This window comes from Burkholderia sp. AU28863, assembly GCF_002223195.1.
GTDB lineage: Bacteria > Pseudomonadota > Gammaproteobacteria > Burkholderiales > Burkholderiaceae > Burkholderia > Burkholderia sola.
On record NZ_NKFE01000001.1, the window covers coordinates 199,052 to 211,605 of the forward strand.

Annotated in this window: 10 protein-coding genes and 1 riboswitch; of the genes, 8 read left to right on the top strand and 2 right to left on the bottom strand. The window is 69.0% G+C overall.

The window, feature by feature from the left end; genetic code table 11:
- Window positions 1-365 precede the first annotated feature (365 nt).
- The 8 genes from flhB (at window position 366) to metF (ending at window position 10,024) form a co-directional block, all read left to right on the top strand.
- Entirely contained in the window at window positions 366-1,565 is a 1,200-nt protein-coding gene (flhB, locus tag CFB81_RS00930) for a flagellar biosynthesis protein FlhB (RefSeq protein WP_089434385.1), read from the top strand.
- Window positions 1,562-3,664, top strand: coding sequence for a flagellar biosynthesis protein FlhA (gene flhA / locus CFB81_RS00935; protein WP_089434386.1), 2,103 nt, complete (start codon window positions 1,562-1,564; stop codon window positions 3,662-3,664). The genes flhB and flhA overlap by 4 nt, the downstream gene beginning before the upstream one ends.
- Window positions 3,661-5,448, top strand: coding sequence for a flagellar biosynthesis protein FlhF (gene flhF, locus CFB81_RS00940; protein ID WP_089434387.1), 1,788 nt, complete (start codon window positions 3,661-3,663; stop codon window positions 5,446-5,448). The genes flhA and flhF overlap by 4 nt, the downstream gene beginning before the upstream one ends.
- A complete protein-coding gene (locus CFB81_RS00945) occupies window positions 5,441-6,259 on the top strand; it encodes a flagellar biosynthesis protein FlhG (protein ID WP_069618690.1) in 819 nt (272 codons plus the stop codon). Before flhF ends, CFB81_RS00945 begins: the two co-directional genes overlap by 8 nt.
- Window positions 6,260-6,281: 22 nt before the next feature.
- Window positions 6,282-7,016: an RNA polymerase sigma factor FliA gene (locus CFB81_RS00950; protein ID WP_085041358.1), complete on the top strand. Its 735-nt coding sequence runs from the start codon at window positions 6,282-6,284 to the stop codon at window positions 7,014-7,016.
- Window positions 7,017-7,129: 113 nt separating this feature from the next.
- A riboswitch (S-adenosyl-L-homocysteine riboswitch) is annotated at window positions 7,130-7,258 on the top strand.
- A gap of 32 nt (window positions 7,259-7,290) precedes the next feature.
- On the top strand, window positions 7,291-8,709 hold the full coding sequence (gene ahcY / locus CFB81_RS00955; RefSeq protein ID WP_069618689.1) for an adenosylhomocysteinase: 1,419 nt from the start codon (window positions 7,291-7,293) through the stop codon (window positions 8,707-8,709).
- Between the two features lie 96 nt (window positions 8,710-8,805).
- Window positions 8,806-9,159 (top strand): phage holin family protein, encoded by a 354-nt coding sequence (locus CFB81_RS00960; protein ID WP_011882923.1) that lies wholly within the window; start codon window positions 8,806-8,808, stop codon window positions 9,157-9,159.
- Between the two features lie 34 nt (window positions 9,160-9,193).
- Window positions 9,194-10,024, top strand: coding sequence for a methylenetetrahydrofolate reductase [NAD(P)H] (gene metF, locus CFB81_RS00965; RefSeq protein WP_050011827.1), 831 nt, complete (start codon window positions 9,194-9,196; stop codon window positions 10,022-10,024).
- 105 nt (window positions 10,025-10,129) lie between these two features.
- Here metF and CFB81_RS00970 read toward each other — a convergent pair whose 3' ends face one another.
- On the bottom strand, window positions 10,130-11,608 hold the full coding sequence (locus CFB81_RS00970) for an amidase (protein WP_069618833.1): 1,479 nt from the start codon (window positions 11,606-11,608) through the stop codon (window positions 10,130-10,132).
- A gap of 81 nt (window positions 11,609-11,689) precedes the next feature.
- The gene (locus tag CFB81_RS00975) at window positions 11,690-12,382 is read right to left on the bottom strand and encodes a dienelactone hydrolase family protein (protein WP_050011828.1); all 693 of its coding nucleotides are present in this window, start codon (window positions 12,380-12,382) and stop codon (window positions 11,690-11,692) included.
- Window positions 12,383-12,554 lie beyond the last annotated feature (172 nt).

Below are 12,554 nucleotides of genomic sequence, written 5' to 3' on the forward strand. Positions count from 1 at the left end.
ACCGACGCGCGACGTCGTTGCGTCGGGGCCTGCTTGCCGCGCTTCTCGCGTTTCTCCCGCCGCTCGCGCTTCTCCCGCTTTTCGCGTTTCTCCCGTCTTTCCCGCCCGTCGTTTCACCGTTCCCCGCGCATGCCGCCGCTGCCGTCCCGCTTGCGGCCGCCGTCTCGCCAATGCGCCGGCCGGCCCCGTATTTCGCCACGCCGCGCGTCGTTCCGCCCCCGTTCCAGCCTCGTTCGCGGGCGCTCGCCCGATTCCCCGAAATACCCCCCTTTCCCGGCTTTGCTCGACCGATCGGCGTTTGACGCCTCCATGAATAATCGGTGTCACTGGAAAGCGGCATTCCGCCGTACCCGACTGGAGGCCCCGTGGCAGACGAGAGCGATCTCGACAAGACCGAAGCCGCCACTCCCAGGCGCCGCGAGAAGGCGCGCGAGGAGGGGCAGGTCGCGCGTTCGCGCGAGCTGGCTTCGTTCGCGCTGCTCGCGGCGGGTTTCTACGGCGCGTGGCTGCTCGCGGGCCCGTCCGGCGGGCATCTGCAGGCGATGCTGCGGGGCGCGTTCACGTTCGATCGCGCGACCGCGTTCGACACCCACCGGATGCTGTCGGCGGCCGGCAGCGCGAGCCTCGAAGGCTTCGCCGCGCTGCTGCCGCTCCTCGCGCTCACCGGCGTCGCCGCGCTGCTCGCGCCGATGGCGCTCGGCGGCTGGCTGATTTCGCAGAAGACGTTCGAGCTGAAGTTCGACCGCCTGAACCCGATCTCGGGCCTCGGCCGGATCTTCTCGATCCAGGGGCCGATCCAGCTCGGGATGTCGATCGCGAAGACGCTGGTCGTCGGCGGGATCGGCGGCATCGCGATCTGGCGCAGCAAGGACGAACTGCTCGGCCTCGCGACGCAGCCGCTCGGCGCCGCGCTGCCCGATGCGCTGCATCTGGTCGCCGTGTGCTGCGGCACGACGGTCGCCGGGATGCTGGTGGTCGCCGGGCTCGACGTGCCTTACCAACTCTGGCAGTACAACAAGAAGTTGCGCATGACGAAGGAAGAAGTGAAGCGCGAGCATCGCGAGAACGAAGGCGATCCGCACGTGAAGGGGCGGATCCGCCAGCAGCAGCGCGCGATCGCACGCCGCCGGATGATGGCGGCCGTGCCGAAGGCCGACGTGGTCGTCACGAACCCGACGCACTTCGCGGTCGCGCTGCAATACACGGACGGCGAGATGCGCGCGCCGAAGGTCGTCGCGAAGGGCGTGAACCTCGTCGCCGCGCGCATCCGCGAACTCGCGGCCGAACACAACGTGCCGCTGCTCGAAGCGCCGCCGCTCGCGCGTGCGCTGTATCACAACGTCGAACTCGAGCGCGAGATCCCCGGCTCGCTGTACTCGGCCGTGGCCGAAGTGCTCGCGTGGGTCTACCAGCTCAAGCGCTTCCGCTCGGAAGGCGGCGCGTTCCCGGCGATGCCGGTCGATCTCGACGTGCCGGCCGAACTTGACAAGGGCACGTCGGTCGCTGCCGACGACGAACGTGAAGAAGCCGAGGACGCCCTCGGCCAGCAAGGGAACGCAGCATGAGCACCCCGACCACCGGCCTGTTCGCGAAGCGCCCGAACCTGCTGGCAGGCACGAACCTGCGCGCGCTCGCGGGCCCGATCCTCATCTGCATGATCCTGGGGATGATGATCCTGCCGCTGCCGCCGATGCTGCTGGATCTGCTGTTCACGTTCAACATCGCGCTGTCCGTGATGGTGCTGCTCGTCAGCATGTACACGATGAAGCCGCTCGACTTCGCGGCGTTCCCGAGCGTGCTGCTGTTCTCGACGCTGCTGCGCCTGTCGCTGAACGTCGCGTCGACGCGGGTCGTGCTGCTCGAAGGCCACACCGGGCCCGACGCGGCCGGTCAGGTGATCGAGGCGTTCGGCCACTTCCTCGTCGGCGGCAACTTCGCGGTCGGCATCGTCGTGTTCGTGATCCTGATGATCATCAACTTCATGGTGATCACGAAGGGCGCGGGGCGGATCGCCGAAGTGTCCGCGCGCTTCACGCTCGACGCGATGCCCGGCAAGCAGATGGCGATCGACGCCGACCTGAACGCGGGCCTCATCAACGAGGAACAGGCGCGCAAGCGCCGCCTCGCCGTCTCGCAGGAAGCCGAGTTCTACGGGTCGATGGACGGCGCGTCGAAGTTCGTGCGCGGCGACGCGATCGCCGGCCTGATCATCATGGCGATCAACGTGATCGGCGGGCTGATCGTCGGGATGGTCCAGCACGACATGAGCTTCGCCGCGGCCGGCACCAACTACACGCTGCTGACGATCGGCGACGGCCTCGTCGCGCAGATCCCGTCGCTCGTGATCTCGACCGCGGCCGGCGTGATCGTGTCGCGCGTCGCGACCGACGAGGACATCGGCACGCAGATCACCGGCCAACTGTTCACGAATCCGCGCGTGCTGAACATCACCGGCGCGATCATCGTGCTGATGGGGCTGATCCCGGGCATGCCGCACTTCGCGTTCCTCGCGCTCGGCGGCGGCGCGATCTGGCTCGCGCGCACGCAGACCAAGCGCGCGGCGGCCCGCAAGGCGGCCGGCGACGTGACCGACATCGCGCCGCCCGCCGTGCTGCCGGCCGACAGCCACGAAGCGACCTGGGACGACGTGCAGCTGATCGACCCGCTCGGCCTCGAAGTCGGCTACCGGCTGATCCCGCTCGTCGACAAGAACAGCGACGGCGAGCTGCTCAAGCGCATCAAGAGCATCCGCAAGAAATTCGCGCAGGAAATCGGCTTCCTGCCGCCGGTGATCCATATCCGCGACAACCTCGAACTGCGGCCGAACGCGTACCGGATCGCGCTGAAGGGCGTCGAGGTCGGCTTCGGCGAAGTGTTCCCGGGCCAGTGGCTCGCGATCAACCCGGGCCAGGTGACGGCCGCGCTGCCGGGCGCCGTCACGCAGGATCCGGCGTTCGGGCTGCCGGCCGTGTGGATCGACGTCGCGCTGCGCGAGCAGGCGCAGGTGTACGGCTACACGGTGGTCGACGCGAGCACGGTCGTCGCGACGCACCTGAACCATCTCGTCGTCCAGCATGCGGCCGAGCTGCTCGGCCGCCAGGAAGTGCAGGCGCTCGTCGAGCGTACCGGCAAGGACGCGCCGTCGCTCGTCGAGGACCTGGTGCCGAAGACGATCTCGCTCACCACGCTGCAGAAGGTGCTGCAGAACCTGCTCGAGGAAGGCGTGCCGATCCGCGACATGCGCACGATCCTCGAGGCCGTGTCCGAGCATGCGGGCCGCGGCGACGCATTCGAGATCACGGCCGCGGTGCGGCTCTCGCTCGGCCGCGCGATCACGCAGCAGTGGTATCCGGGCAACGGCGAAATGCAGGTGATGGGCCTCGACGCGAACCTGGAGCGCGTGCTGTCGCAAGCGCTCGCCACCGGCGCGAACCCGGGCCTCGAACCCGGCCTCGCGCACAACCTTCTGACCGGCACGCAGCAAGCGATGCTGCGTCAACAGAATCTCGGGCTGCCGCCCGTGCTGCTCGTGCAGCACGCGCTGCGCGCGATGCTTGCGCGTTTCCTGCGCCGCAGCCTGCCGCAACTGAAAGTGCTGTCGTACGCCGAAGTGCCGGACACACGCACGATCAAAGTCGTTAACGTCATCGGGGGTTCCGCTTGAACATTCGCAAATTCACCGGCGCAACGAGCCGCGACGCACTTCGTCTCGTGCGCGAGGCGCTCGGCGCCGACGCGGTCGTGCTGTCGAACCGCACGCTCGATGACGGCAGCGTCGAAATCGTTGCACTCGCCGATTCGGATCTCGCCGCGGTGGCGCCGCCGGCCGCGCGTTCGCGCCTTGCCACGTCGCGCGTGCCGGAATCCGTGCCGGCCGCCGCCGTGCCGGGCATCATGTCGCGCCCGGGCATCGCTTCGCGCCCGGCCGTCAATCCATATGCGGCGGACGAAGGCGGGCTGCCTGACGTGTTCTCGTCCGTGTTCGGCGCGAGCGCCGACACGCAAGACGCGGATGCGCACGCTGCGTCGATCGATGCGGACGCGCCCGCGGCGGCAGCGCCGTCGAGCGCGGCATCCGTCGCAGTGGGATCGCGTGCCGCCGGTTCGCCGGCCGCCACTTCCGAACCCGCGCCGTGGCTGGTCGAGCACGCGAAGCGCCTGACGCAGCAGCGCGACGCGCTGATCGCCCGTGCGCAGGCACCCGCCGAGCCGCAGGCGGCCGCGCCCGCGCCGCAAGCCGCCGCCCGCGCGACGCCGCCCGAATGGGCGCGCGACATCGTGCGCGACGCCGAACGCCGGATGCCGGCCGCGGCAGCGCCGGCCGCCGGAGCGCCGGCCGCGGCGAAGCGCGCGGCCGACACGGGCGCCGCGTACGGCGCCAGGGCGACCGAACGCACGCGCCTGTCCGCCGACGCGGCCGCCGTGGTGGCCGATGCGGTGAAGTCGCGCATCGAGCGGATCGTCAACGACACGGTGATGCAGGAGCTGGGCGAGCTGCGCGGGATGATGGAAGAGCAGTTCGACAGCCTGATGTGGCACGACCGCCAGCGTCGCAGCCCCGTCCACGGCGCGCTGACGAAACACCTGTTCGCGGCCGGCTTCTCCGCGCAGCTCGTGCGGATGCTGGTCGACAACCTGCCGTCCGGCGACGGCGCGCAGACGTTCGAGCAGGCCGCCGAATGGGCGCAGTCGGTGCTCGCATCGAACCTGCCGGTGCTCGACAGCGAGGACGCGCTGATGGAGCGCGGCGGCGTGTTCGCGCTGATGGGGCCGACTGGCGTCGGCAAGACGACCACCACCGCGAAGCTGGCCGCGCGCTGCGTGATGCGCTTCGGCGCGAGCAAGGTCGCGCTGCTGACCACCGACAGCTACCGGATCGGCGGCCACGAGCAACTGCGCATCTTCGGCAAGATCCTCGGCGTGCCGGTTCACGCGGTGAAGGATGCGGGCGATCTCGCGCTCGCGCTGTCCGAGCTGCGCAACAAGCACATCGTGCTGATCGACACGATCGGCATGAGCCAGCGCGACCGCGCGGTGTCCGACCAGATCGCGATGCTGCACGGCGCGAACGCGCCGGTGCAGCGCCTGCTGCTGCTGAACGCGACGAGCCACGGCGACACGCTGAACGAAGTCGTGCAGGCGTACCGCAGCGCGGGCGAGCACCCTGATCTCGCGGGCTGCATCCTCACGAAGCTCGACGAGGCGACCCACCTTGGCAGCGTGCTCGACACGGTGATCCGCTACAAGCTGCCGGTCCACTACGTGTCGACCGGCCAGAAGGTGCCGGAGAACCTGTACGTCGCGTCGACCAAATTCCTGCTGAAGAGCGCGTTCTGTGTGCCGCGCGACGGCTCGCCCTTCGTGCCGCAAGACGAGGACATGCCGACGCTGCTTTCCGCACTGACCGCACGTTCCACCGCCGAGCTGCACGAGGTGCGATTTGGATAAACGGATCATCGACCAGGCCGAAGGGCTGCGGCGCCTGCTGGCCGGGCGCGCGTCGCGCATCGTCGCGGTGACGGGCGGGCCGGCCGGCGTCGGCTGCACGTCCACCGTGGTGAACCTCGCGGCGGCGCTCGCGTCGCTCGGCAAGGACGTGCTCGTCGTCGACGAGCGCGCCGACGTGCATTCGGCCAGCGCGACGCTCGCCGGCGCGTGGCTGCGCGACGGCGAACGCACGCGGGTGGCGGCCGGCTTCGGGCTGTGCGGCGCCGCGCGGCTCGCGCGCGCCGGCTACAGCGACGCGCAGCTGAGCGACTTCATCGACGGCCCGGCCGACATCGTCCTCGTCGACGCGCAGCTCGGCGCCGACGGATCGTTCTCGGCGCTCGCGCGCGAAGCGCACGACGTGCTGATCGTCACGCGGGTCGCCGTGCAGGCGATCACCGAGGCGTATGCGTGCATGAAGCGGCTGCATTTCGCGCACGCGTTCGCGCAGTTCCGCGTGCTGACCAATCAGGTCGGCAGCCATGCGGACGCGAAGACGGCCTTCGACAACCTCGCGGGCGTCGCGAGCCGCTACCTGACCGTGTCGATCGCCGACGCGGGCTGCGTGAGCGCCGATCCGCTCGTCGAGCACGCCCGCGAACTGATGCATGCGGTGGTCGACGCGTTTCCGTCGTCGGCTGCCGCGCGCGACTACCGGCAGATTGCCGCCGACCTGTTGTACTGGCCGATGCGCCCGGGTTCGGGCGCGGGCCGCGCGGTCCATGCCGGCGGCAAGCCGTCGTATGAGGCGGGCGCGGCACACGCCGCGTGAGCGCCACCCGAAGGAGGGAGCCATGATGTACAACGCTCAAGGAAAGATGTCCCAGGCCGACGTGCTCGCGCAATATGCGCCGCTCGTGCGCCGCCTCGGGCTGCAGCTCGTCGCGAAGATGCCGGCGAGCGTCGATCTCGACGACTTGATCCAGGCCGGCATGATCGGCCTGATGGACGCGGCCGGTCGCTACAAGGAAGACCAGGGCGCGCAGTTCGAGACCTACGCGACGCAGCGCATCCGCGGCGCGATGCTCGACGAGCTGCGCAGCAACGACTGGCTGCCGCGCAGCCTGCGCAAGACGTCGCGCGAGGTCGAGCACGCGGTGCACCAGGTCGAGCAGCACCTCGGCCGCTCGGCGAGCGAGACCGAGATCGCGCAGCACCTGAACATGCCGCTCGACGAATACCAGGGGATGCTGCAGGACCTGCACGGCAGCCAGCTCATCTACTACGAGGATTTCGATCGCGCGGCCGACGACGAGCCGTTCCTCGACCGCTATCGCGTCGATCATGCCGATCCGTTGTCGTCGCTGCTCGACGAGCACCTGCGCGAGGCGCTCGTCGAGGCGATCGAGCGGCTGCCGGAGCGCGAGAAGCTGCTGATGTCGCTGTACTACGAACGGGGTCTGAATCTGCGCGAGATCGGCGCGGTGCTCGAGGTGAGCGAATCGCGTGTGTGCCAGCTCCACAGCCAGGCCGTCGCGCGCCTGCGCGCGCGGCTGCGCGAACAGGCGTGGGTCGGCGCGGAGTCCTGACCCCGACGTCCTGCCCCTTCGGCCACGGCCCGCCCGCGACCGCGCCGCGCGCGTCTCGGGCCGACGTATCGTCGTTGCGCATTTCGCGCGCCGATTTGCTACAATCCCCTCCGTTTTCCGAGGAGCGTTGCGACGGACCGTCTGCGTCCGCCAGGCTCGGAAGGCTTCACCAAGCAGCCGTGCGTCGATCGTTTTTAGCGACCGTCGCGCCGGCCCCGCTTCCTGAACGGCGCTCACGTCACCAATCTAGAAACTTTTTAGAAAGGAGGGCGTGATGAACGCCATTATCGATTCCAAGGCTTCCCGCGATTACGTCGTCGCCGACATGGCGCTGGCCGGCTGGGGCCGCAAGGAACTGAACATCGCCGAGACCGAAATGCCGGGCCTCGTGCAGATCCGCGACGAATACAAGGCGCAGCAGCCGCTGAAGGGCGCGCGCATTGCCGGTTCGCTGCACATGACGATCCAGACGGGCGTGCTGATCGAGACGCTGAAGGCGCTCGGCGCGGACGTCCGCTGGGCGTCGTGCAACATCTTCTCGACGCAGGATCACGCAGCGGCCGCGATCGTCGAAGCCGGCACGCCGGTGTTCGCGTTCAAGGGCGAGTCGCTCGACGAGTACTGGGAGTTCTCGCACCGCATCTTCGAATGGCCGAACGGCGAATTCGCGAACATGATCCTGGACGACGGCGGCGACGCCACGCTGCTGCTGATCCTCGGCTCGAAGGCCGAGAAGGACCGTTCGGTGATCGCGAAGCCGACCAACGAGGAAGAAGTCGCGCTGTACAAGTCGATCGCGGCGCACCTCGACGTCGACGCGAACTGGTACTCGAAGCGCCTCGCGCACATCAAGGGCGTGACCGAAGAAACCACGACCGGCGTGCACCGCCTGTACCAGATGGAAAAGGACGGCCGCCTGCCGTTCCCGGCGTTCAACGTGAACGATTCGGTCACGAAGTCGAAGTTCGACAACCTGTACGGCTGTCGTGAATCGCTCGTCGACGGCATCAAGCGCGCGACCGACGTGATGATCGCGGGCAAGGTCGCGGTCGTCGCGGGCTACGGCGACGTGGGCAAGGGCTGCGCGCAATCGCTGCGCGGCCTGGGCGCGACCGTGTGGGTCACCGAAATCGATCCGATCTGCGCGCTGCAGGCGGCGATGGAAGGCTACCGCGTCGTGACGATGGAATACGCGGCCGACAAGGCCGACATCTTCGTGACGGCGACCGGCAACTACCACGTGATCAACCACGATCACATGAAGGCGATGCGCCACAACGCGATCGTCTGCAACATCGGTCACTTCGACTCGGAAATCGACGTCGCGTCGACGCGCCAGTACCAGTGGGAAAACATCAAGCCGCAGGTCGACCACATCATCTTCCCGGACGGCAAGCGCGTGATCCTGCTGGCCGAAGGCCGCCTCGTGAACCTCGGCTGCGCGACCGGCCACCCGTCGTTCGTGATGTCGAATTCGTTCGCGAACCAGACGCTCGCGCAGATCGAGCTGTTCACGCGCGGCGAGCAGTACGAGAACAAGGTGTACGTGCTGCCGAAGCATCTCGATGAAAAGGTCGCGCGCCTGCACCTCGCGCGCATCGGCGCGAACCTGTCGGTGCTGTCGGACGAGCAGGCTGCGTACATCGGCGTGCAGAAGGACGGCCCGTTCAAGCCGAACCACTACCGCTATTGATGCGCGGCCGCCGCCGCACCGTGCGCGCCCGTTGCGCTCGCACGGCGCGGCGGCGCTCACCGATCGTACCGATCGACAACCGAACCGGAGCCCTCCATGAGCGTCATCCTCACCTGGGTCATCAACGCGCTCGCGCTGCTGATCATCACGTACCTCGTGCCGTCGATCCACATCAAGAGCTTCGGCACCGCGCTGATCGTCGCGGTCGTGCTCGGGCTGATCAACACGGTGATCCGGCCGGTGCTGATCCTGCTGACGCTGCCCGTCACGATCGTCACGCTCGGGGTGTTCATCCTCGTCGTGAACGCGCTGTGCTTCTGGTTCGCGTCGTCGCTGCTGAAGGGCTTCGAGGTGTCGGGGTTCTGGTCCGCGTTCTTCGGTTCGATCCTGTACAGCATCGTGTCGTGGCTGCTGTCCGCCCTGATCTTCGGCCAGCGCGACATCGGCTGAACGCGGGCGGGCGCGGGCCCAACCCCATCGAATCATGAAACCGATCGAACTCTCGTTTGAATTCTTCCCGCCGAAGACGGCGGACGGCGTCGAAAAGCTGCGCGCCACGCGCGCGCAGCTGCTGCCGCTGAAGCCGAAATTCGTCTCCGTGACGTTCGGCGCCGGCGGCTCGACGCAGCAGGGCACGCTCGATACCGTGCTCGACATGCAGAAGGACGGCCTCGAGGCCGCGCCGCACCTGTCGTGCATCGGCTCGTCGCGCGACAGCCTGCGCGCGATCCTCGACCAGTACCGCTCGCACGGCATCCGGCACATCGTCGCGCTGCGCGGCGACCTGCCGTCGGGGATGGGCGAGGTCGGCGAGCTGCGCTATGCGTCCGAGCTCGTCAGCTTCATCCGCGCCGAGCATGGCGACTGGTTCCACATCGAAGTCGCCGGCTACCCGGAGTACCACCCGCAATCGCGCTCGCCGAAGGCCGATCTCGAGAACTTCGCGCGCAAGGTGAAGGCCGGCGCGAATTCCGCGATCACGCAGTACTTCTTCAACGCGGATGCGTATTTCCGCTTCGTCGACGACACGCGCAAGCTGGGCGTGGACGTGCCGATCGTGCCGGGCATCATGCCGATCACGAACTTCTCGCAGCTGATGCGCTTCTCCGAGATGTGCGGCGCCGAAGTGCCGCGCTGGGTCGCGCGTCGGCTCGAGAGCTTCGGCGACGATCGCGAGTCGATCCGCGCGTTCGGCGCGGACGTCGTCACGAGCCTGTGCCAGCGCCTGATCGACGCGGGCGTGCCGGGGCTGCACTTCTACACGCTGAACGCAGCGGTCGCGACGCGGACGATCTGCGAACGGCTCGCGGTGTAACGAGCGCCGTCACGCGGTTGCATGCGTGAAAGCCCCGCCGGTTTGCGCCGGCGGGGCTTTTTTATCGTGAAGCGCCGCGCATGCCGCGTAGCGCAAGCCGCCGAATCAGCGCTGCGCCTGCATCAGCGGCGGGCGGCGGTCGAACCACGGCCGCGCCTGTTCGAGCTGCCGCGCGAGCCTCAGCAGCAACGCGTCGTCGGCGTGGCGCGCGGCGAACTGCACGCCGATCGGCAGCCCGCGCGCATTCCAGTACAGCGGCACCGACATCGCCGGCTGGCCGGTCAGGTTGAACAGCTCGGTGCAGCCGGCCCACGCGAACGCCTTCTCCGACGATTTCGCGAGCATTTCCTTCAGCAGCGGCTTCACCGGCAGCGCGGCGAGCAGCTTCATCTGCGCGGATTCGAACGGCGTCGGCTGCAGTTCGCCGATCTTCACCGGCGGCCCCGCGAGCGATGCGCACAGGATCGCGTCGTAACGCGACACGAGACCGGCGACCTGCACGGTGAGCTGGCGCTGCCATTCGAGCACGTCCGGCAGCCGCGTGCGCGCGAGACGCCGGCCGACCACCGCCATCGCCCACGTCGCCGCCTCGAATTCGCCGCGCCGCGGCGTGCGGCCGGTCAGCGCGCGCGCGCCGAGCACCATGTCCTCGGCGATCGTCGCCCACAGCGTCAGGAAGGTTTCGGCCGCGCGCGCGTAGTCGATCGGCAGCGTCGCCGGCTCGACGTGATGGCCGAGCGATTCGAGCAGCGCGGCCGCGTCGTCGAGCGCCGCGCGCGTGTCGTCGGCGAGCGCAGGCGCGAGCATCGGATCGACGACGAGGCCGATCCGCAGCGGGCCGGGCGGCGTATCGAGCGCGCCGAGGAAGGTGCCGGGCGCGCCGGGCGGCAGTGTCTGGCCGGTCGTCACGTCGAGCAGCAGCGCACTGTCGCGCACGCTGCGCGACACCGCGTGCTGGACGACGAGTTCGCCGTTCGACGGCAGGTCGACGAGCACCGGGTTGCGGCTCGGCTTCAGCCCGAACAGCCCGCAGCACGACGCCGGAATGCGGATCGAGCCGCCGCCGTCGGATGCATGCGCGAGCGGCACGATGCCGGCCGCGACGGCCGCCGCCGCGCCGCCGCTCGACCCGCCGGGCGTGTGGTCGAGATTCCACGGGTTGCGGCACGCGCCGAACAGTTCCGGTTCCGTGTACGGCATCTGGCCGATCTCGGGCGTGTTGGTCTTGCCGAATACGTTCAGGCCAGCCGCGCGGCTGCGCGCGATCACCGGCGAATCGTCGGCCGGCACGAAGTACCGGTAGTGCCGGCTGCCCATCGACAGCGGCAGCCCGGCGACCGCCGCGCCGAGATCCTTGACGAGATACGGCACGCCCGCGAACGGCGCGTCGGCGCCGGGTTGGGGCGCGGCCGCCGCACGCGCGCGCGCGGCTTCGTAGTCCTGCAGCACGATCGCGTTGATCGCGCCGTTCACCGCTTCGGCCTGGCCGATCGCGGCGTCCAGCAGTTCGCGCGGGCTGGCGTGGCGGTCGCGCACGAGCGCGGCGAGGCCGATTGCGTCATGCGCGAGATAGTCCGAGTGCATCGCGGTCACCCCCGTTGTGACTCGTGGCGATGGTGCGAGCATAACGCGGGCCCGGCGTGGCGGGCCCGCTGCAGGGCCTGTTTAGAGATGCTCGGCGAGGAAGGTCAGCGTGCGGCCGTGCGCGAGCGCCGCGGCGCGCTGGTTGTACGAGGCGCGATCCGTGCAGTTGAAGCCGTGCTCGGCGCCCGGGTACACGTGGAACGACGCGTTGCCGCGGCCGGCGAATGCGGCTTTCACCTGGTCGACGGCCGTGAGCGGAATGCCGTGGTCGTTTTCCGCGTAGTGGAACAGGATCGGCTGCGTGACCTGGCCGGCGAGGTCCAGCGCGTTCTGGATGCCGCCGCCGTAATAGGCCACCGCCGCGTCCAGCTTGCCGGTCGCGGCCGCGCGATACGCGAGCTGGCCGCCGAAGCAGTAGCCGATCGCGGCGAGCTTGCCGGCCACTTCGGGGCGCGCGCGCAACGCGTCGGCCGCCGCGACGATGTCCGCGACCGCGAGACCCACGTCGGTCTTCTTCAGCAGCTCGATGCCCTTGTCGCGATCCGCGCCCTCGTAGGTCAGCTCGACGCGCGGCTGCGTGCGCCAGAACACGTCCGGCGCGAGCGCGACGAAGCCGTCGGCCGCGTACTGGTCGGCGACCGCGCGGATGTGCGCATTCACGCCGAAGATCTCCTGGATGATGATGACGGCAGGGCCCTTGCCGCGCTTGGGCAGTGCGAGATAGCCGCCGAAGCTGTCGTTACCGGTCGGGATGTCGATCCATTGGGCAGTCACGTTCTGAACTCCTGGCGTGCGGGGTGCGCGAGGCGCCCCGAGGTGAAAAGAGGCGGCCTAGTGTGCCACCAATCGCCCGCTGCTGCAGCGCACGCGGGCACTTCTCGCGCAGCGATCGTTTCAATCTCGATTTTTCATTTTTCGGCGCCGCGCCGCTTCGATAGAGTCGATG